Source organism: Halobaculum roseum (assembly GCF_019880245.1).
GTDB lineage: Archaea > Halobacteriota > Halobacteria > Halobacteriales > Haloferacaceae > Halobaculum > Halobaculum roseum.
The window spans coordinates 143,070-161,865 of record NZ_CP082289.1 but is presented as its reverse complement, the minus strand read 5'-3'; the positions used below and the strand labels follow the sequence as shown (position 1 = coordinate 161,865).

The following is an 18,796-nucleotide window of genomic DNA, read 5'->3' as shown; positions in this document are numbered from 1 at the left end:
ATTGCGTACGCCATCTACACAATCTACATTTTGTACATTACGTAGATTGTTGGCACAATCCCAATTGGCATACTCACCGTCGACCCTACGCAATCTACATAATTTAGATTATCAGCATTTCATACGTATTCATCGCAATCTTTGCCACCCACACGAACCAATTGAAGAAGTCCAATTTGCATTATATACATTATCCACATTATGCAGATTGGCTATGATATCTACATTCTTCAGTCATTCAATGGGAGAATCCCGAGTGATAGAACTCAGACAGAGCCGTCTACCCCGTCCTCTAGTAAGACTTTTAACTGTTACCGGATTATTGGTAACCACCAGATGTATGAGGTGCTCGACGACACCGCGGCGCAGGTCATCCTCGCCATCGAGAGTGGTGACTCAATCCGCCGTGTCGCCCAACACCTCCACACGCCCTACGAGACAGTGAGACAGGCCGTCAATCGGCTGGAAGACGCAGGCTACGTTTCCTATGACGACGGCCTCACTGTCGTCGACGAGCGCGTACGCGACGCAGCGCTCGATCTCGTCGCTGCCAGCGCCGGCGTCAGTCCACCCTCCATCGAGGAAACCTATGTTATCCCACAGTTCGGCGACTGGCCGTTCGCGTTTACGCGGATCGACGCCGTCTACGTGTGGACCCAAGGCGGCTACCAAGTAGGGCGGAATCCGGATGACTATCCACTGTTCCTCGCTGTTCGTGAGCAGGACGTCGACGCCTGGGAGGCGTTTTTCGAGTCGTTCGACCTCCCCACTGCTTTCGAGCGACAGCCCGGAGACGAGTTGGACGGTCCGCTGCAGATCGTCCTCGAGCCACGCACGTCACTCGATATCGAGTACGTCGAAGGGTACCCGGTGATCCCGAGAGCAGAGACAATCGAGTATATGCGCGAGAACTACGCCCAGTTCCAGTCGGCGCTGGCGATGCTCGACCGGATGTACGAGGACCTCGACCTCGGCGTCACGTATCGAGAGACTGAACGGGCAGAGCCATGAGCTTCAACAACCGAAGTGACGCACTCATCGAGCTGCTCGAGGAGCTCACCCAACAGGGTCACGAGTACGTTCTTGTTGGCGGCTACGCTGTCTCAGCGTTCAATGCTCGCTTCTCCACGGATCTCGATATCGTCGTCGCGCCGGATTCCAAAGCTGACTTCGTCGAGTTCCTCGAACAGCGGGGATTCGAGAAAACGGACAGCCACGCCAAAGAATGGTTCTACGACACCGAAGTAATCGAGTACGAGAAGCGGCTCACGCCGCAGCAGCCGATCGGCTTCGATCTCCTGGTGAACGGACTCGCGTGTCGCCAGACGAAGGCACAGTGGTCGTTCGACTACCTGTACGACCACAGCCACCAACAGGAGGTGAGCGGAGGCACAGTGACGACGACAGCCAGAGTGATCGATGGGGCCGTCCTCGTGGCGGCAAAGCTCCACAGCGGCAGAGAAACGGACCTCCGAGACGTCCTGGCAGTCGCAGAAGAAATCGATCTCGACGCTGTCACGCCTCACCTTCGGCGAGGGGACGACGATGCGCTACGAGAGCAGCTTGAGCGTGGACTGGAGATCTTGGAGAGTGACGAACTCAAACACGGATTTCGGAGTGACTTCGGGGCCTCAGCAGTCTCAGAAGAAACGGTCACCGCTCTCCAAGAGTATCTGTCTGCACAGATTAACCACCTGAGCTGAAGCGGTCGGGACCCCCTTGCTCGGAAGGGAAGATAGGGCCCTTCAGCGGCGCTTGCAGTCAGTCGAAAAATTGGAGGGGCGATGTCAGTCGACCGTCGCTAACACACGGACATCCGTAGCTGAGTGTCGTTCCCGTTCAGTTCGAGCTCCGTGCTCGCGGAGGAACTCATCAATGCGGTCGGCAAGGGACTCCGCAATCTCCCTACCGAGGTGGACGATCAGCGTCGAACGCTCCTCGTCGTTGTTCTTGAGCACGAGTGAGACATCCTTGGACTCGTCCGGCTGTCTGTACGCCTCGAATTCCTCGGCGACCTGGTCAGCCAGGTCATCGAGAATATCCACTGGGTCTGAGATCATATTTGGATGAGGGGCGCTTTGAAGACGATCACACCTGACGGGCTTGGAAAGAATTCTATCGACTACTACCACCTCCGACAGCCAGTTCGACAAGCAGGTGTTCAGAAGCGTTGTTTTACGGACTGCGAGAGATATGGTTTCGCAGAGAAACCAGAGATATTAATGTTCGAGTGGGGTTGTCTCGTGTTCCTGAAGATGGTGGAACGCATCCTCAGCAATATCATAATTCAAAGAATCCGTAAGACAGCTACCCTGTGTGGTGAACGCTCGACAAACTGTCGTGGGAAAGTCCTGTCGACAAGTGGAGGACCGAAACCAGTAATATTTCACAATCTGCTATTTCCCGTATAAATGGAAACATACGTTTTCGAGATGCAGAACCTGTACATTCCGAGAGATGAGGTGTACGACAGCGACTCGTTCCCGATCCGCATCGAACCGATAGAGGGCGTCGAAGGGTTCGAAGAGGAGCGCACTGAAGACGGCAGCAAGTACAGGACGGGGTACTGGCGGACGGCCATCTGCTTCATTGAGGCCGAGGAGGAGCGGGCGAGGGAGCTGGCGGAATGCTTGACGTACGTTTACTCGTTTTTCCAGAGTCGAGACGTGCGGTGGGACACGTACCACCCGGAGGGTTCGCCTGACAAAGTTCGGCGGATGAGCACGTATCAGTTCCCGCTGGACAACACGCAGATGCGGTTCGTGAGGGCGGTTTATGAAGGCGGGATAAGCTGGAACGCAAACATCGGGGCGTTGGTGGAGGTGGCCTTGGAGACGTTGGATGAGCTAAGCGAGCCGGACAGGAGAGACGTGTTCAGGAACATCTCGATGTTCTTGGAGGCAGAGGCGAGCAACGTGATGGCGTTGAAGCACACGTGTCTGTGGATGGTGCTGGAGGCGAACGCAAACAAGCACTACAATCGCACTAAGAAGACCCGCGGCGAGACCCTGTTTGACGAGGGTGAGCAGACCAGGATTCGGGAGTTTGTGTTGGACGGCTTCGAGGACGAGTTCACGGACGCGCAGTTGCGGCACTTGAGGTGGTTGCTCGGCAGAAACGACATTTACGAGGACAGCTCGAAGGTCAAGATACTTGACTACGTGGAGCACTTGGACTTGGGATTCGATATGGATGAGGTGGAGGAGATTGTCATCGAGGCGAGGGGAATCCGGAACAAGGTGTTGCATCACATCGAGGAGGCGCGTTTGAAGAATAACAACGACATTCTGGTCGATATGCGGAAGATGGTGATGTTCGTGATCCTGAGGGAGTTGGGCGTGGAGCCGGAGTGGCAGGACAGATTGGCGACGCCGAAGATTTTCGGCCCGGAAAGCGAGTACGAATAGAGCTCGTGGGACACTCCGACGCGTCCTCGGCGGTCACGCGGTGGTGCCGACAACTCCGAGGATGGCGTCGCACTCGGGGCACTTTCTCACGGCCTCGTCGTACGCCGTGTTCCTCTCCTGCTCGACGAGTCGTTCTATTTCGGCCCCACAGCTCGTACAACATCCCAGTTGCTCCAGCTCCACGTCGTCCCACTCATCTCCGTCGTCGTCTCCAAGGGTGAGCGTCTGATAGAGGGCGATCCCGCCTGTGATGGCGACGAGAAGCCAGGCCCAGCCGACGATGGGCCACGGGGAGGGTATCACCCGCTGCTCCGCCAGCAGGTTGCTCACGCCACCGTGCAGGTAGGCACCCGTCAGCCACGGCCAAACGAAGAAGATCATTATCACACCGGTGGCTGCCACGGCACCGCCGATGAGGAGTGTGCCGTAGAGGAGGAGTCTCCCCCAAACTCTGACGAAGATTGATGCTTTCCGCCCCATCTTCACCCGGTCTCCGGCACGAGGTCTCGATGGCGGAACCACACGTCGAGTTCCCGACCGTCCACTTCGATCCTGTACGAGTATGAGTCCAGATTGCGCTCGGTTTCCTCGGCGAAAGAGTCTTCGAGGACATCAACGACCGTCCCGGTCTTCCCGTGGTGGCGCGAGTCGGGATCGTCGGGGCCGAGGTAGACCCGCACCTCGTCTCCCCGCGAGTAGGGTTCGTCGGCCGTTTGCGGGATGTCCTCCATCTGTCATCGACTTTCTGCGAAACAACTTAAATGGTGGACTGTGCAGATGGGTGATATGAGCGAGGCCGCCATCCACTTCGATCTTTACCACCATCTCCAGAACGCGATCGAGGACGGGCCAAGACGGGGCAACAGGACTTACGGGACGGTTTCCCCAGAGTTCGGTGACGGCATCGATGGCTTTGCTGACCTGATCGTCTTCGACGATGACGACGAGCCGGTACTGACCATCGAGGCGAAGAAGCCGGAGGGGAGCAACAAGCGGGAGATTGACCCCTACTCGCCGAAGGTCATCAAGCAGGCGTTCTCCTACGCGGCGCAGATCGGCTCGCGGTACTTCGCGACGTTCAACGGTGACCGCTTCGTACTGTTCAACACGTTCGAGGAGGGTGCGCAACTGCTCGAGCGGAGCACCAAGTCGTACGAGATCAGCAGTCTGGAGAAGTTCGCGGACTCGATTCTGGACGAGATCGCTCGGCTAGAGGAGGGTGAGGCGAAGTGGGACAGTCTCGACGACGCCTTCATCGAGCGGGTTCGTTCACTGCACGAGCAGATCACGCCGCCGATGCAGTCGTCACTCTCTGACCACCTCGAGGAGAGCGAGGATTTTCGGAGTGACTTCATCGAGTGGGTGGAGGCGCAGGGGTTCGAGTACGACGAGATGGACGATGACGAGCGTGAGGAGGTGCAGGAGAACTTCGCGGAGCAGGCGGCGTACCTCATCGTCAACAAGATCATCTTCTACCGAATTTTGGAAGACTCGAATGCGTACGCCGATGACGTGAAGCCGCTGGCGGTGAGCATTCACCGGGTGCAGGAGGACTTGGAGGACTACTTCACCGACGTGGTGGAGAACGTTGACTTCGAGGCCATCTTCGAGCACGACGAGGTCTTCAGCGAGATTCCGCTCGATCCGGTGGCCGGGCGCATCCGCGACTTCATCATCGAGCTGGACGATCAAGACCTAACGCAGTTCGACTCGGACGTGATCGGGCGGATTTACGAGGGTGTGATCCCCGCCGAGAGGCGGCACGATATGGGCGAGTATTACACGCCGCCCGCGATCTGTGATCTCATCACGCGGCTCACCATCCGCGACGCGAACGCCGACGTTCTTGACCCTGCGTGCGGTTCGGGTGGCTTCCCGGTCTCGGCCTACCACCGGAAGCGCGAGATGCTGGCCAAACCGCAGGGGAGTCACACGCGAATCCTCGATGACCTGTACGGAATCGACATCAACCGATTCCCGGCACACCTTTCGGCGATCAACCTCGCCATCCAAGACCTCTCGTCACACACCGAAAACGTGCAGATTCGGGTGAAGGACTTCTTCAAGGTGCTTCCGGCCACCGAAGAGTACGAGGGCGAGGTTGGAGATGCGTCCGGTGAGTCCAGCGAGGAGTACATTATGACTCCGGACGATATGGATGCAGTCGTCGGGAATCCGCCGTACATCCGCCACGAGTCCATAGACGACAAGGAACGGGTTCGCTGGCACCTTCCGTACGTTGATGCCGACCATATATCGAGCAAGGCGGACATCTACGCCTACTTCGTCACGCACGCGACCGAGTTCCTTCGAGACGGTGGCCGTCTCGGCTTCATCACGAGTGACCGGTGGCTGGACACGTCGTACGGTGAGGACTTGCAAGAGTTCATCCTCGACAACTACGAGATCAAGGCGGTCATCAAGTTCGACAAGCAGGCGTTCGAGGACGCGCTGATCGGTTCGACCGTCCTCATCATCGAGAAGCAGCCGACGCAGAGCGAGCGCGACAACAACACAACGAAGTTCCTGCGGGTGAAGCAGTCGCTCGACATAGACGACATCGTGGAGATCGTCGAGGACGATTACGAGGCCGAGCAGATCATTCGCACCGACGAGTACCGACTCGTCACTCGGACGCAGGAAGACCTGTACAGCGAGGACAAATGGAACCTGTTCTTCATCGCGCCGCCAGTCTACTTCGAGGCCCTCGGCGAGACGGACACCGAGCTGTCCGACGTGGCCGATCTCTCGTACGGGAAAAAGACGGGAGCCAACCCGTTTTTCTGCCGGAAGACGGAGGACGTGGAAGATCTCGGCATCGAGGAGTACACCACGCCGCTGCTGAAGGCGTCGGGGCAGATCACGCAGATCGACTTCGACGGCCCGATCAGCGAGGAGTGGCGGATGGTTGACCTGCACGATCTCGTGGAGGAGGCGCAGTCGGACATCGGGCAGCGGTTCGCGTCAGGCGACGACGAGTCGGTGATGACCACCGACAAGGAGGCGCGGGTGAAGGACTGGTTGAAGGACAACGGGCACGAGACGCTCGTGGAGTACATTGGGTGGGGCGAAGATCAGGGGTACCACGAGCGGGCGTCGATGAAGTCGAGGGACATCTGGTTCGATCTCGGCGATCTCCCGTACCCGCCGATATTCGTGCCGGAGTTCACGTGGCGGACGTTCCGTGCCTCGTGGGCCGCGGACAGCGACGGCGTCTGCACGAACAAGTTCTACAACGTGCAACCAAAGGCGGGCGTCGACGCGAAGCTGCTCTGCGCCATCCTCAATACCCGCCTGATGCATCTGAACGCCGAGCTTGGCGGCAGGTGGACTGGCGGTCAGGGGATGGACAGGATTGACCTGATGCTGTACGAGGCGCGGGACTTGCCGTTGTTAGACCCTCGCGAGATCGACGAGGACGACCGCGAGGACATCATCGAGGCGTTCGACGAGTTGATCGAGGGTGAGAAGCGGCACGGCCCCGATCCTGAGGCGTCGGATGTCGAGGAGGAGCGCGACGAGCTTGATCGGGCCGTCCTGTCGGCGATGGGGCTGGAGGACAAGGTAGAGGACGTGAAGCAGGCCGTCGAGCTGATGATCACGATGCGAGAGAAGGGCGCCGGTCAGCACACCGAGGTTCTGGTTGATCGCGCCGAGGAGGAGCGCGAGGTGATCGACATCGCGGGCGTGTCAGAGGCCCGCGAAAGCACGACGTTGAGCGACTTCTGACCGCTTAAGTATGATTTCCGTTTATAGGATGTTATGAGCGGTAAGTTGTATCTCGCGCCGGCGACGCGGGGCGGCGGTGTCTACAGGTACTTCGAGCGGACGGTTCTCGACGGTGTCGGGTGGAGCTTCTACTCTAACCACTCGGACGTCGACCGAGGAAACAACGCTCGCATGTGGGGTCTCACCTCGTCCATCGAGGCGGCGTGGGAATCGATTGATGAGGGCGATTGGCTTCTCTTCTACACGCGCGAGAACGAGTACGAGTATGCGGCGAGGGTTGCTGGGAAGGAGCACAACCCGGAGTTGGGCGACGCCATCCGGGAGGAGATTCTTGACGCCGACGAGAGCGAGAACCGGGATTGGGACTTGCTCGTGTTCCTCAATGACCCGGTTTCCGTCTCGGTGAGCGGCGACGATGTTCAGGAACTGCTCGACTACGGCAACCGCTTCCCCGTCCGCTTCATCCGCGTGACCGACGAGCGGCTGGAGTCGCTCGAGGCCGAGTACGGTGACGTGGACGGGTTCATCGACGCCATCAGGGAGTAGAGATGGAGACGGTCAGCACGATGGGGAGCGGCAGTCTCGGACGCGAGGTGGACTTGGAGACTCTCGTGGCCGAGATTGAGAACGCGCTCGGGCAATCAGTCGAAGCGAACTTCACCAGCGACAGCATCGTCACCCTGCGGTTGGACGAGGACGGCCCGGCGTACACGGTCTACCGCACGGGCACGTTCCAAGTCCGGGGCGCAGCGTCGGAGGACGAGCTGGCGGCCGCCGAGGACACCTTCCTCGACGTGCTGGACGAGATCGGCGTGGACGTGCCGGAGTACGAGTTCGAGCACGTCACCTCGGTGTTAATGACTGACCTCGAGCGTGACGTGAACCTGTCTGCGCTGGCCGTTTCACTCGGCTTGGAGTCCACCGAGTACGAGCCGGAGCAATTCCCCGGCGTGGTGTACAGACCCGAGAGGTTCGATTGCGTTCTGTTGGTGTTCGGCTCGGGGAAGGTGATCGTGACGGGCGGCTGGAGCAGAGAGGAGGCGGAGTACGCGCTCGACACGCTGAAGGAACATGTGGACGAGATCGCGTCCACGTAGCCCCGTCAGACCGACTTCCGCGAGGGCCTCTCGTAGACGTCGACCGAGACGACTCGCTCGGGCGGGTAGTACGCGACCGGGACGTGGCCGCTGTCGAGTTCGCCGCCGTGCGAGGGGCCGATGCACCTGATCCATCCCTCGTCGACGATCTCCCAGTCGTCGTACTCGCGCTCTATCTCTCCCTCGCCGTGCTTGTCCACGAGGTGGACGATGACGCCCTCGGTTCTGTCATCAGCCATATTCGATGTATCGGAGACGTGTCTGATTAGCGTTCTGTAGTTAGGTGGTACGATCGTCGCCGTCGAACGGCTCGATCTTCCAGCTAAACAGCGCGTCTCGAACGTACGGGCGAGTGACCACCGCCGCAAGCGCGATGGCCGCGAGGGCATCGAAGATGAGGAGACCGAACGCGATCAGATGCAGGCTCCCGCCGAGCTGGAACTGCTCCCGAAGGACGGAGGAGATGAGCCCAAGTCTGTCGAGGAAGAGGACGACGAACCCGATGGAGAAGAAGGTGGCCAGCAGGGTCACGAACTTGGACGCGGTCTGCTTGTTCAGGCGGATGTCCTGATACGTGTTGATCTTCCCCTCGATCTTCTCGGTCATATCCTCGATGATCGGCGTCTGCTCGGCGGACTCAATGCGGCCGTCCGAGAAGTGGTGGACGTGCCACCCCGGCGTCTTCTCGCAATGGCAGACGATGAACTTCGACCCGTCACGGCGAGCCGCGAAGTCGGTCTTCCCCGTGTCGATGCCGTACTGGGTGGTCTCGACGGCGCAGACCTCTCCCACCTCTCGGCGCACCTCGTATCCCGACTCGGAGAAGTAGTCACGGAGGCTCTGCCGCACGCGATCGCGAAATTCTTCCAGCGGGCGGTACTCGTAGAAGTCCGAGCCGATGGCTTCCTTGAGGTGCTTGACATCGGTGGTAATCGTATCCCTGAAGTCGTCTTCGAGGAACTCGCGCCACGAGTACCGATGCTCGCGCTCCACCACCTGTTGATCGCCGAAGAACGAGACGCCGAACTCCATCGCCTGCGGCTTGAAGTCGTGCCTCTCCATCTCGTCCCCGTCGAAGAAGCATTGGAAGGTGATCTTGGTGCGATCAAGCCACGCCTTCAGCACGTACCTCGTGGAGTCTATCTTCTCCAGCTCGATGGAATCGAAGGTGTCGCTGTCCCTCACGGCGGCCACCCAGTCCTCGACGAGGGCCTCGGGATCTAGATGGTAGATGGCAGCCTGCACTTGTCGTGACTCGCCGCACCCGCAGGAGGTTGTTGGGATGCCGTGCTGCTCGCACCGCTGCTCCTCGGAGATGGAGAAGTAGGGACGAATGTCGGGGAGGATGTCACGCTCGATGTGCAGGTACTCGGCGTAGTCCTCGAGGTCTTGTTCCCGGTATTCGAGTGCGGAGACGTCGCTCACGTCGGCCCGAAAGAAGGCCTCTTCGAGCACGTCGGCCTCATCGGCTAAGATCATACAGGTCTATCGCGTACTCGATGATTTCGACCGGGCTCTCCCAGTCCTGTCGGAGCAGGTGGTCAAGGTGGTTCGACAGTTCATCGTAGTCGATGTTGGTCTTTCCGAGTGAGCGTTGAGAGTAATCTTGAAAGAACTCCTCGATTTTACCTTCGAGATCGTAGAACTCGTCCACCTCGGAGACCTCGTCCACGTCCGCGGCCCTTGGTATGCCCTCGTCGCAGAGCTTGATCCCGATGTTGGCTATCATCGACTTGTAGAGCCGAAGTTCCTCGGTCGGCGTCTGGTGCTTCTCGAAGTACTCCTCGATGAGGTTGTTGAATGCAAGGTTGGTCTTTGAGATGTGGGTGTTGCGCATCATTGAGGACTTTCCGCGGAACTTCGCGCCGACGTAGGAGTGGATGAGTTCGATCAGGGGAGTCAGGAAACCGTCGTACCCGCGGATAGTGTTAATTTGAAGCACGATGGCGTCAAGCAGATCGGAGGGTACGGGCTTGGACGTGGTGAGGTGGCCGTCGTCGAAGATGCGGAGCATCACGTCGCGCTCGTCGCCGGGGTCTGCGCCAGGATGATCGACGTAGAACTTGATCTTCCTGATGTGGCCGGCCTCGTCGGCGGCACGGATGACATCAGTGTCAACCATATCCTCGTCACGTTGGCCGGTGAAGTCCGCCGTGTCGACGCCGGCGATTTCGAGGGTGTAGCCGAGACCCGAGATGTCGCCTTCCATCTCCTGCAGGAGGAGGAGAAGTTCTGTCTCGTTCATTTCCAGTCGACTGGTGTTTCCGATCCCGGTCTGCGTTCCGCTCCGAGCCATCTCGGTGACGGTCTTCGCAATGTCGGTTTTCAACCCATCCTTGATCTTGGAGTAATTCGACACCGCTATGAGGCCGGTCTCGGTGTAGACGCGAGCCTCGACACGATAGCGGGCCGGGGCCTTGATGTGGTAGTCAGAACCGTACCTCTCCACGGTGTCGCCGGACTCAGTGTCGATGATCTGGATCGGGATCTTGTCGTCTGGATTAATGTCTTCGAGGTGGGCCGTCGTTCGGAACTGGAGGTCTATGGAGTCGGAGTCCTCCTCGTGATCGGTGAGGACGATGGGTTCCACGAGGGAGTCGAAGTCGTGGTCAATCCGCTCCTCGTCGTACTGATCGGCACGGCGGGAGAGGTGTTCGCGGGAGAGGGATTCTTCGGCGACGAAGAGCTGCATGTTGAACTTGTCGCCCTTCTCGCCGTACTTGTCGAAGAGCTTGGATACGAGACTCTTGTAGACCGAAGTAGTGAGCTGCTCCTCGGCCTCATCGAAGAAGTCGTTCTTCCCCATCCGGCTGACCTCGCTCTCCGACAGGGAGAGGTCTTGGAGGCGCGAGTCAATCTCCGGTGTCTCCGCCGTGATTTTCGCAGTTGGGATGCGACTGATCTTCTCGGGAATGGAGTAGCCGTCCCGGAAGAGGAACTGATCAGTCGTCATATCTATCCTCGGCGTACACGATGGACTGTTCAACCTGCCTCTCGAGGTTTCGTTTCATCCAGTCCAAGTCCTCGACCGTTTTCTTGATCAGATCGTGTGGCTCCGTGAACTCGTCTATGGCGTGTTGGACATCCCGCTCTTTCACGGTCTTCCGACCGTCGTCCTCGGCGTGCTTGCTGGCCTCAAGCCAAATTCGTTCGGCGACGAACTCCAGATGGTGCTGCAGCTCCTCGACCGCATCACCGCCCGCATTCATATCGGATTGCTGCTTGACGAACCGCTTTAACGAGGTTGGCTTGACCGGAGGAGGAACTTTCCCGTCGTCACTTCCCTCAATTTCTGCTTGTTCGGAATCCTCTCCCTCGGTTGCCATAACTGCTACCTGTCATTCCGGTCAGATAGAACTTTCTAGGTTCGGAAAGCCTCTACTTTTGTTTCTATCTGTACATCAGTTGTTCGGACTCTGTTTAAATGGTCAGACAGCGTATATTAACGTGGAACGTGAAGGTATAGTACCTTCCTCACGGTGTCGGCCGAGACGGCGAACTTCGAGACGCCGCGCTGTACGTCCAAATCGGCATGAAAAACGGCGCGAAGTGTTGCTGGGCGAGTACGACGAGTTCTCGCGTCGAAAGCAATCTTCGGACGACAAATCCCACCCTGATCCACTCCGTGCGCCCGTCCGGAAGCAGATCGCGTGGCACGCTACTCGGCTTCGGAAAGGCGAGCGGCTCCTGGAGGTGCTGATGGACTGGCCTCGATACGACATGGACGGACTCAAGCGGCGGAGACTTGGGAGGTTGACGCGGTGTTGAGAAGGGGGGCAACTGGTGAATTGAGCACCGAAATCGAACTCCTCAGCGACGGATCGATCACCGAGCGGGCAACAGGCTCGCGGTCAACTATGGCGCAAACACTACCCGTCGACGAACTCCTCGTCAACAAGGTTCGGGCGACCACCCGGAACATTATGCAGGCCACCGGTTTCGAGTGCGTCAGGCAGGAGAGAGATGTCGAGGAGTGGCGGCGCGAGTGACCTCGGTTCAGACACTTTCCTTCCTCGCTTCCATCATTCCGTGGATATCCTCAATGACGTTGAGCAGGGCCGTGCGGACGTAAGCCTCAAGAGAGTCTTCAAGCATCGATTCTAGATACCCCTCGTCACTCACTATCTCATCAACCTCTCCAATCGGCATGTTCAGGGCCTCTTCAACGGTTGTCGGGCGTCCAGCCTCGATGGACTCCGGCGCGAAGTTTGACAAGAACTCCTCGGCTCTCTCCTCGTCCATCTCGATTTCCCTGTCGGTCTCCTCGATAAACTCATCGATGCCAAACGGACCGAAAATCTCATCCACGTCGTCCATATCGTACTCCCCGTCGTAGCTCTCGCGAGCACTTTTCTGAATGGTCTCGTACAGATCAAACACGTCCATTTCCTCGGATTGTTCGCTGATAATCACGAGTCCTGTGGCGAAGGCGGAGAGGGTGGCCATATCGATCCGGGCCTGTTCACTCACCTTTGATGGAGCGGAGTTGGCGTGTTCAATCATCTCCTCGGTGAGCGGTTCTAGTCTTTCGCGGAGTGAGCCGTAGTCAGGCTCGTCTTGATACTCGGTGGCCCGATGCGCAGCCTGCTGTAATCGACCGAGCATCCCAAGTGAGGTCTCGTACCACTCACGCGCTCGCTGTCTCCGCTTCTGTCGCTTTTGGTAGAGTTTGACGATTATGCCGCTCACCACGGCGACTATGATGCCGGAGACGATTGGATTCGACGAGATTGCGCTTATAACGCCCACTTTGCCGAAATGAGGGGGTCATCTCAGGTAAACGTTCGGCTGGGGCTTAGGTATCAAAATATCGTGATTTGAAGTCCGAATGAGGAATGCACCCGACGTACCCCCTTGCAAGAGGTTTCAAGCCAGGTATACCCCCTCCCTTGGGAGGAGCACGACGCCGATGACTAGCAGAATCCCGGTGTCACACAATCCCGCCCGAAATCCATTCCGGAAATTCCCGGAAAACTGGGTCTTCCACAAACCGAACCGCGTTACAGCGCAGGAATATCCATAGGTCGGAGAGGACTAATTGAAGCGTTTCCGGAAGCAACCCGGTCACGTTTTTAGTACTAGCCAGAAAACCAGTCTATCAAGCAAAGATGATCCGCGATGCTCGCGTTCTCCGCGCCGGGTTCGTCCCTCGGGAAGTTGAGCATCGCGACGCCGAAGTCAACCACCTCTCCAGCGTTCTTGAGCCCATCACGAACGGGGAACCCGCCGACACGGCCATCGTCACTGGACCTAGCGGCGCCGGCAAGACCTGCATCTCGCAATTCGTCACCGAACGCCTACGTGAGGAGGTGCTCGACGTCGAGGCCACCTACGTCAACTGCTGGCGTAACTACACCCGATTTCGGACGCTCTACCAGATCCTCGACGACCTCGGCGCGACCATCGACATCCACCGGCAGTCGACGCCCCACGACGAACTGGTTGATCGCCTCCAGCAGCATGACGGCCCACGAACCGTCGTCATTCTCGACGAGGTCGACCAACTGGAGGACCCCAGCGTCATTTACGACCTCCACAGCCTCCCGCAGTTCGCGATCATCTGCATCGCGAACAAGGAAGAGGAACTGTTCAGCCGCGTCGACGACCGCCTCGTGAGCCGGCTGCGCTCCAGCGAACACGTCCGGATGGACAAGTACCACGACGAGCAGCTGTACGACATTCTGAGTGCGCGGGCGAAGTGGGGACTCGATGAGGACGTCATCACCGACGACCAGCTCTACCGGATCGCCGACGCGGCCGCCGGCGACGCCCGCCTCGCAATCGGCATCCTCCGAACGGCCGCCGGCAAGGCCGATCGCGAGAACCACGAGCGCATCACCGACAATATTCTCCTGGACGCCGCCGAGGATGCCCGGGCCCAGATTAAGCAGAAGAGCATCGATTCACTCACGCCACACCAGCGCGTCGTTTACAACATTGTTCGCGATCACGAGCCACTCGGGCCGAGCGAGATTCACGACCGCTATACCGAGAAGGTCGACGATCCTCGGACGAAACGGACAGTGCGGACGTATCTCTCCAAGATGGTCCAGTACAACCTCGTCGATGCGGAAGGCACGAGCCGGGACCGGGAGTACTCACTCGTCGGTTCGGAAGCTGCGTCGCCGATGCAGTAATATCCTGTCTCCGATTGGGTGAGATCGAGCGGCAATCAAGCGAACCCTTGCGGAATCGCGAAACGCCGAAATCACGGGATACTAGTACTGAGTGCCGACTGCGAATCGAGCATAGGCCATGAGCAGTTAACCAACAGACGGTTAATACATACGATTTGTTGGTTAACCGAAAGAGGTCCACGGTCATCATCGACTGGTGTCGGGAAGGGTAGATTTCGACTGGAATATCGGCCAGGCAACGATGGTAGCAGGGAGAGGGCGACCAGAGTTGCCAGTATTGCCAATAATACCGTCGTTTAAGTACCTCTCTCACTCCACCATTGCCAGTAACGAGGGGAGAATGGACGGGAGGGCAGAAACTGTCACGTCTCTAGTCTAGTTACTGTTATCTAAACCTACTACAACTAGTGGAGTTTTCGTTAGTGCGGGTATGGTTTAACGTACAATGTATTAAGAGTATCGCTAATTAGAGAGGGGGTCGTTGACCCCCTCCAGTTGTTGCAAAGGTTTACTGGCAATAGTGGAGTGTGTGTGTTTTATAAGTGGATGCGACACTGGCATAATTGGTTCGAGTGGTGGGTTAGTGGTGATACTGGAACCCATGGTTTTATGATGGTTCTTCGTCTTGAGTCCGCCTATGGGCCGATTCAATCGAGAATCGTTCATCATCCAAGACAAAGACGTCCTCCGGGATGATTACCAGCCAGAGACACTCGAGGAGCGGGACGAAGAACTCGACGAATATGCGGCCGCTCTCCGTCCCGTCATTCAGGGCTGGCAACCGAACAACGTCTTTCTCTATGGCGTTACCGGCGTCGGGAAGACAGCTGCTACGCACGATCTTCTTGAGGAGCTGCAAGAATCCGCCGGAGAGTACGACGACGTCGATCTCAACGTTATTGAACTCAACTGTACTGGCTGCACCACATCCTATCAGGTAGCGGTCAATCTCGTGAACGAGATTCGCTCTCCTTCTCACCCTCTCACCACAGTCTCGTCTTCGCGCGAACCGATGAGCGAAACCGGGTATCAACAAAAACGCATCTTCAACGAACTCTACAACGACCTTGAGTCGATCGGTGGGACTATTCTCGTGGTTCTGGACGAGATCGATAACATCGGCTCGGATGACGATATTCTGTACGAGCTTCCACGAGCACGCTCGCAATTGGATCTCGATGTGAAAATCGGTGTGGTCGGCATCTCGAACGACTTCAAGTTCCGAGAAAACCTCTCTCCGAAAGTCAAGGACACTCTCTGCGAAGAGGAAATCTTGTTCCCTCCGTACGACGCGACTGAACTGCAGAATATTCTCAAGCACCGAGCCGATATCGCGCTCTACGACGATGTCCTCGAATCAGATGTAATCCCATTGTGCGCAGCATTCTCTGCACAGGACTCGGGATCTGCTCGGCAGGCATTACGGTTACTCCGGAAAGCAGCTGATATCGCCGAGAACGACGCGATGGCGGGTGGAGAGGCGAAAATCACCGAAGACCACGTTCGGGAGGCCGAGCATCAGATCCAGCGACAACAGGTTGTCGAAGGGATGCATTCGTTGACCCGGCAGGGGCAATATGTATTGCTGACTGTCTGTCAGCTAGCGGCAGAGGGAGAAACACCCGAACGGACGAAACTGATCTATGAGCGCTATCGAGAGGTTCTTCGTAATCACGGCAGTGAACCACTGAAACGCAGGCGAGTACACGACCACCTGTCGGATTTGAGCCTCCACGGGATCTTACGGTTGGTCGACTCGTCGAGTGGACGCGGGAACTACAACGAATACGAGCTTGATGTCTCTCTGTCGTCGGCCCTCGACGCACTCGAGAGCGAACTAGGTGAGCTCAACGACATTCGTGAAACTGCCAAGCGGCATCGGGTTCTGGAGTGACTTCTCAACCGCCAACACCAGTACTGCCAATACCCTCTCCACTTTTGCCAGTAACCGCGCAACCGTCAGTGCCAGTTTCTCCAGTACCCTCTCCGGTGTTGCCAGTAACTTCCTTGTTCTAATCAATCCGACTAGTTACTATCAGGACCACCGTTGCCAATTTCATCAAATAGCGTCTTGTCCTCCGATTTTACTGGCAATAGTGGAGTGTCTGACAGCATTTAAACGAAATTTCATTTACGAGCATTTGCAATCGCTCTTCAGTGGGCTACTTATCGCGTAAGGGTTCGTGGTTCGAAGACCCAATCTTGCACGGATTCACCCCGCACTTACTACTCGAAAACGGGGGATGTCTTCCTGTTCGAGTTCATTCGTTGTCTGGGCCATCGGTGAACAGGATTTCGTGGAGAAACGACAGAAACGTCGGGGGTGGGAGTAACCGATTCGTCTCTGTCTACGGGTATTCCTGATCACTCACGAGAGCCTCGGTACACTCGACGAGGTCGTCCTCAGTCGTCCACCGGCAGAGACGCCTAGCATCGTTGAGCATCTCGAAGATCGCGGTCTGCATTCCACTGTAGGGACTCTCGACGGCTACGTTTGTGTCGATCGCGTCCACATCTATCGTATTGTACGTCGTGTTTGAACACGTGCGTCTTCGCGAAGTACTCCTCAAGGGCTGTGAAGTAGCCCTGCTCGACGAGGAAGCAGCCCTGGGCGTGTTCGGTGACGCCCAGGATGACGTCTGTATGATCGGCGAGCAGCCGGAACTTGAGGTAGGTATTCGTCCACTCGCTTCGAATGTCGATCATCAGGAACGCGTACGCACCGGGCTGTCGGTTGAGGCGATCTTTTACGAGCTGGAGAGGACGGATTTCGGGTTTCCCGTAGCTGCCGAGGACAAAGTACGAATTCTCAGCTGAGAAGATCGGCGTGAGCTCCGCAACACTCTGTTTCAGCGCTTCGTATTCTTCCGGTGTGGGTGAGGCTTCGTGCAGATACTCGTCGGCTTTCTCGACGAGTTCGTCGACAGTGACCGGATCCTCACTCATCAACTCGGGACTTCTCTCGTACCCTGCGTCTTTCACTTCGCAGACGGGGTGTCTCCCCGAACAACTGGCCATCCGACTGAGGTACTAGTCCGTCTACTCGTCCGGATTTACTGGGGATTTGTACTTTGATTTGACGCGATCTCCTTCCCGCCACTGCCAGTAGTAGTAGCGGTTATCGTTGATCTCCTTGATCGTGATCGTCGCCTTCGTCGGGACATCATCGGGGAGGTCATCGGGTCGCTCGTCGATCTCGTCTTCCTCCTCCGCTTCGGCAAGGCGGGCCTGGCGCTCGCGATGCTCGGCGAGGTCCTCGGCATAGTGGGCAACGTCTCGGAGCAGCTCGGGTGAATAGTCGTTGAGTGTGTCGATGACGTCGGTGGGGAGGTCCGCTGGGGGCGTCGGTGGCTCGTAGGACATGGGCCGATCTGTGTTAACCAACAAAGGCGCAAACCGCATAGTTTTGTTGGTTAAGCCGCTACCAACGGCTCTCACCGGTTCTCCAGCAGCTGTATCAATACTCGAAACTCTCCATCAAGGAGTTTCGTCTGATGTTACAGTAGCCTCGGGAGATCTCGAACGCTGGGCGATCCTACGAGTTCGAGGGGAGACGCCCATCAGGTCGTGGGACCCGCCCCTGCTTGATCTCCTGATCGACTCGCCGGAGGTGTTTACAGCCGCCCTCGGGCGTACGCTTCCGCCAGTCTGGACACGTACACGACTCGCTGATCACGTCGACTTCATACCAGTTTCCGGACGCCGATCGGACCTCATAGCGGCCACCCTTTTCGAGCAGCGAGACGGCCATCGATTCGTCGACGGCACGTCTGGTTCGCGGCTCGAGGTCGTCGTGCTGGGTTGAGTGCTCCGTGACGACCATCCGATCGCGTACGTCGCCGGTGCGGCCGCCGTCTGGAGCAACCGCAGCCTTGGGATCCTGGAGACGATCCGCAAGCAGGGCCTCAACTGGATGGCCCTCCGGCCACAGATAGTGGACTTCCCGCCGCTCGCGATGGTCGTAGGAGCCACAGGCGGCAGCGCTCCCAGTCCAGACACGCCACGCCCCGAGTGCTGCCATCACGTCGACGATGACTCGCGGAACAGCGTCGTACTCGTCGGGGTAGAACACCCGGAACCGAGTACACTCCTCCTGCGGCGGAACCGTCTCCCACCACTCGACGTCGTCGTCCCAACTGTTGCACATCGCGTCGTCCTCTCCGTAGCCGACAGTCACGCCGTCAACCTGCGGTACTTCCACCGATGTGTCGTCAGCCTCTCCTTCGAGCAGCCGAAGGACGGCGTACCTGAGATACTCGTGTTCCGGATGGTCCGAAGATTGGGCGACCTGCTCATGGTGCTCTGCGACTCGCTCTGCCTCGTCGAGAACGGTCGTTAGATATCGGTCGGTCATAGGTCGGTGGAGACAGGAGTGCGCCTCCGCCCTTCGGCGGGCGCTGAAAAACTTAACCAACGAATAGCGATC

The 18,796-nt window shown here is 57.9% G+C and carries 19 protein-coding genes and 1 pseudogene; 9 read left to right on the top strand and 11 right to left on the bottom strand.

Annotated features, from left to right (window positions below):
- The first annotated feature begins 336 nt into the window (after nt 1-336).
- Nucleotides 337-1,011, top strand: coding sequence for a helix-turn-helix domain-containing protein (locus K6T36_RS18830; protein WP_222923990.1), 675 nt, complete (start codon nt 337-339; stop codon nt 1,009-1,011).
- The gene (locus K6T36_RS18825; RefSeq protein ID WP_222923989.1) at nt 1,008-1,703 is read left to right on the top strand and encodes a nucleotidyltransferase family protein; all 696 of its coding nucleotides are present in this window, start codon (nt 1,008-1,010) and stop codon (nt 1,701-1,703) included. Before K6T36_RS18830 ends, K6T36_RS18825 begins: the two co-directional genes overlap by 4 nt.
- A gap of 84 nt (nt 1,704-1,787) precedes the next feature.
- On the opposite strand, the gene K6T36_RS18820 is transcribed toward K6T36_RS18825, so the two are convergent.
- Nucleotides 1,788-2,060 (bottom strand): hypothetical protein, encoded by a 273-nt coding sequence (locus K6T36_RS18820; RefSeq protein ID WP_222923988.1) that lies wholly within the window; start codon nt 2,058-2,060, stop codon nt 1,788-1,790.
- A gap of 372 nt (nt 2,061-2,432) precedes the next feature.
- Between K6T36_RS18820 and K6T36_RS18815 the strand changes: the two genes are divergently transcribed.
- Complete coding sequence (locus K6T36_RS18815; protein WP_222923987.1) at nt 2,433-3,407, top strand: hypothetical protein; 975 nt, start codon at nt 2,433-2,435, stop codon at nt 3,405-3,407.
- Nucleotides 3,408-3,440: 33 nt separating this feature from the next.
- Here K6T36_RS18815 and K6T36_RS18810 read toward each other — a convergent pair whose 3' ends face one another.
- Together K6T36_RS18810 and K6T36_RS18805 are read right to left on the bottom strand one after the other, a co-directional pair.
- Nucleotides 3,441-3,887 (bottom strand): hypothetical protein, encoded by a 447-nt coding sequence (locus tag K6T36_RS18810; RefSeq protein ID WP_222923986.1) that lies wholly within the window; start codon nt 3,885-3,887, stop codon nt 3,441-3,443.
- Between the two features lie 2 nt (nt 3,888-3,889).
- On the bottom strand, nt 3,890-4,138 hold the full coding sequence (locus K6T36_RS18805; protein WP_222923985.1) for a DUF8139 family protein: 249 nt from the start codon (nt 4,136-4,138) through the stop codon (nt 3,890-3,892).
- A 55-nt stretch (nt 4,139-4,193) separates the two neighbouring features.
- On the opposite strand from K6T36_RS18805, the gene K6T36_RS18800 reads away from it, so the two are divergent.
- The 3 genes from K6T36_RS18800 to K6T36_RS18790 are packed head-to-tail and all read left to right on the top strand — an operon-like array spanning nt 4,194 to nt 8,233.
- The gene (locus K6T36_RS18800) at nt 4,194-7,136 is read left to right on the top strand and encodes a type I restriction-modification system subunit M (protein ID WP_222923984.1); all 2,943 of its coding nucleotides are present in this window, start codon (nt 4,194-4,196) and stop codon (nt 7,134-7,136) included.
- 33 nt (nt 7,137-7,169) lie between these two features.
- The gene (locus K6T36_RS18795; RefSeq protein ID WP_222923983.1) at nt 7,170-7,682 is read left to right on the top strand and encodes a hypothetical protein; all 513 of its coding nucleotides are present in this window, start codon (nt 7,170-7,172) and stop codon (nt 7,680-7,682) included.
- Nucleotides 7,683-7,684: 2 nt separating this feature from the next.
- A complete protein-coding gene (locus K6T36_RS18790; RefSeq protein WP_222923982.1) occupies nt 7,685-8,233 on the top strand; it encodes a TATA-box-binding protein in 549 nt (182 codons plus the stop codon).
- A 5-nt stretch (nt 8,234-8,238) separates the two neighbouring features.
- Here K6T36_RS18790 and K6T36_RS18785 read toward each other — a convergent pair whose 3' ends face one another.
- Genes K6T36_RS18785 through K6T36_RS18770 form a run of 4 tightly spaced genes read right to left on the bottom strand, consistent with a single transcriptional unit; the run spans nt 8,239 to nt 11,559 of the window.
- Complete coding sequence (locus K6T36_RS18785; protein ID WP_222923981.1) at nt 8,239-8,472, bottom strand: hypothetical protein; 234 nt, start codon at nt 8,470-8,472, stop codon at nt 8,239-8,241.
- Between the two features lie 40 nt (nt 8,473-8,512).
- Nucleotides 8,513-9,712, bottom strand: a complete 1,200-nt coding sequence (locus K6T36_RS18780; RefSeq protein WP_222923980.1) for a hypothetical protein — start codon at nt 9,710-9,712, stop codon at nt 8,513-8,515.
- Entirely contained in the window at nt 9,696-11,186 is a 1,491-nt protein-coding gene (locus K6T36_RS18775; protein ID WP_222923979.1) for a hypothetical protein, read from the bottom strand. Before K6T36_RS18775 ends, K6T36_RS18780 begins: the two co-directional genes overlap by 17 nt.
- Entirely contained in the window at nt 11,176-11,559 is a 384-nt protein-coding gene (locus K6T36_RS18770; RefSeq protein WP_222923978.1) for a histone-like protein, read from the bottom strand. The genes K6T36_RS18775 and K6T36_RS18770 overlap by 11 nt, the downstream gene beginning before the upstream one ends.
- 462 nt (nt 11,560-12,021) lie before the next feature.
- On the opposite strand from K6T36_RS18770, the gene K6T36_RS18765 reads away from it, so the two are divergent.
- Nucleotides 12,022-12,222 (top strand): hypothetical protein, encoded by a 201-nt coding sequence (locus K6T36_RS18765; RefSeq protein ID WP_222923977.1) that lies wholly within the window; start codon nt 12,022-12,024, stop codon nt 12,220-12,222.
- Between the two features lie 7 nt (nt 12,223-12,229).
- On the opposite strand, the gene K6T36_RS18760 is transcribed toward K6T36_RS18765, so the two are convergent.
- A complete protein-coding gene (locus K6T36_RS18760; protein WP_222923976.1) occupies nt 12,230-12,982 on the bottom strand; it encodes a hypothetical protein in 753 nt (250 codons plus the stop codon).
- A gap of 359 nt (nt 12,983-13,341) precedes the next feature.
- On the opposite strand from K6T36_RS18760, the gene K6T36_RS18755 reads away from it, so the two are divergent.
- Together K6T36_RS18755 and K6T36_RS18750 are read left to right on the top strand one after the other, a co-directional pair.
- Nucleotides 13,342-14,370: a Cdc6/Cdc18 family protein gene (locus K6T36_RS18755; protein ID WP_222923975.1), complete on the top strand. Its 1,029-nt coding sequence runs from the start codon at nt 13,342-13,344 to the stop codon at nt 14,368-14,370.
- A gap of 637 nt (nt 14,371-15,007) precedes the next feature.
- On the top strand, nt 15,008-16,264 hold the full coding sequence (locus K6T36_RS18750) for an orc1/cdc6 family replication initiation protein (protein WP_004594472.1): 1,257 nt from the start codon (nt 15,008-15,010) through the stop codon (nt 16,262-16,264).
- Between the two features lie 454 nt (nt 16,265-16,718).
- Here K6T36_RS18750 and K6T36_RS18745 read toward each other — a convergent pair.
- The 3 genes and pseudogenes from K6T36_RS18745 to K6T36_RS18735 form a co-directional block, all read right to left on the bottom strand.
- A pseudogene (locus tag K6T36_RS18745) lies at nt 16,719-17,316 on the bottom strand (DUF8170 family protein).
- 93 nt (nt 17,317-17,409) lie between these two features.
- Nucleotides 17,410-17,733 carry a DUF6788 family protein gene (locus tag K6T36_RS18740; protein ID WP_004594473.1) on the bottom strand — a complete coding sequence of 108 codons (324 nt, stop codon included), beginning with the start codon at nt 17,731-17,733 and terminating at the stop codon, nt 17,410-17,412.
- 172 nt (nt 17,734-17,905) lie between these two features.
- Nucleotides 17,906-18,724, bottom strand: a complete 819-nt coding sequence (locus K6T36_RS18735) for a hypothetical protein (protein WP_103992931.1) — start codon at nt 18,722-18,724, stop codon at nt 17,906-17,908.
- Nucleotides 18,725-18,796 lie beyond the last annotated feature (72 nt).

What these genes read in the sequence shown, in the direction of transcription:
- K6T36_RS18810 (WP_222923986.1), bottom strand. Translation starts at nt 3,887, where the DNA reads ATGGGGCGGAAAGCATCAATCTTCGTCAGAGTTTGGGGGAGACTCCTC.
- K6T36_RS18785 (WP_222923981.1), bottom strand. Translation starts at nt 8,472, where the DNA reads ATGGCTGATGACAGAACCGAGGGCGTCATCGTCCACCTCGTGGACAAG.
- K6T36_RS18740 (WP_004594473.1), bottom strand. Translation starts at nt 17,733, where the DNA reads ATGTCCTACGAGCCACCGACGCCCCCAGCGGACCTCCCCACCGACGTC.
- K6T36_RS18825 (WP_222923989.1), top strand. Translation starts at nt 1,008, where the DNA reads ATGAGCTTCAACAACCGAAGTGACGCACTCATCGAGCTGCTCGAGGAG.
- K6T36_RS18755 (WP_222923975.1), top strand. Translation starts at nt 13,342, where the DNA reads ATGATCCGCGATGCTCGCGTTCTCCGCGCCGGGTTCGTCCCTCGGGAA.
- K6T36_RS18805 (WP_222923985.1), bottom strand. Translation starts at nt 4,138, where the DNA reads ATGGAGGACATCCCGCAAACGGCCGACGAACCCTACTCGCGGGGAGAC.
- K6T36_RS18820 (WP_222923988.1), bottom strand. Translation starts at nt 2,060, where the DNA reads ATGATCTCAGACCCAGTGGATATTCTCGATGACCTGGCTGACCAGGTC.
- K6T36_RS18790 (WP_222923982.1), top strand. Translation starts at nt 7,685, where the DNA reads ATGGAGACGGTCAGCACGATGGGGAGCGGCAGTCTCGGACGCGAGGTG.
- K6T36_RS18830 (WP_222923990.1), top strand. Translation starts at nt 337, where the DNA reads ATGTATGAGGTGCTCGACGACACCGCGGCGCAGGTCATCCTCGCCATC.
- K6T36_RS18815 (WP_222923987.1), top strand. Translation starts at nt 2,433, where the DNA reads ATGCAGAACCTGTACATTCCGAGAGATGAGGTGTACGACAGCGACTCG.
- K6T36_RS18780 (WP_222923980.1), bottom strand. Translation starts at nt 9,712, where the DNA reads ATGATCTTAGCCGATGAGGCCGACGTGCTCGAAGAGGCCTTCTTTCGG.
- K6T36_RS18770 (WP_222923978.1), bottom strand. Translation starts at nt 11,559, where the DNA reads ATGGCAACCGAGGGAGAGGATTCCGAACAAGCAGAAATTGAGGGAAGT.
- K6T36_RS18750 (WP_004594472.1), top strand. Translation starts at nt 15,008, where the DNA reads ATGGGCCGATTCAATCGAGAATCGTTCATCATCCAAGACAAAGACGTC.
- K6T36_RS18800 (WP_222923984.1), top strand. Translation starts at nt 4,194, where the DNA reads ATGAGCGAGGCCGCCATCCACTTCGATCTTTACCACCATCTCCAGAAC.
- K6T36_RS18735 (WP_103992931.1), bottom strand. Translation starts at nt 18,724, where the DNA reads ATGACCGACCGATATCTAACGACCGTTCTCGACGAGGCAGAGCGAGTC.
- K6T36_RS18795 (WP_222923983.1), top strand. Translation starts at nt 7,170, where the DNA reads ATGAGCGGTAAGTTGTATCTCGCGCCGGCGACGCGGGGCGGCGGTGTC.
- K6T36_RS18775 (WP_222923979.1), bottom strand. Translation starts at nt 11,186, where the DNA reads ATGACGACTGATCAGTTCCTCTTCCGGGACGGCTACTCCATTCCCGAG.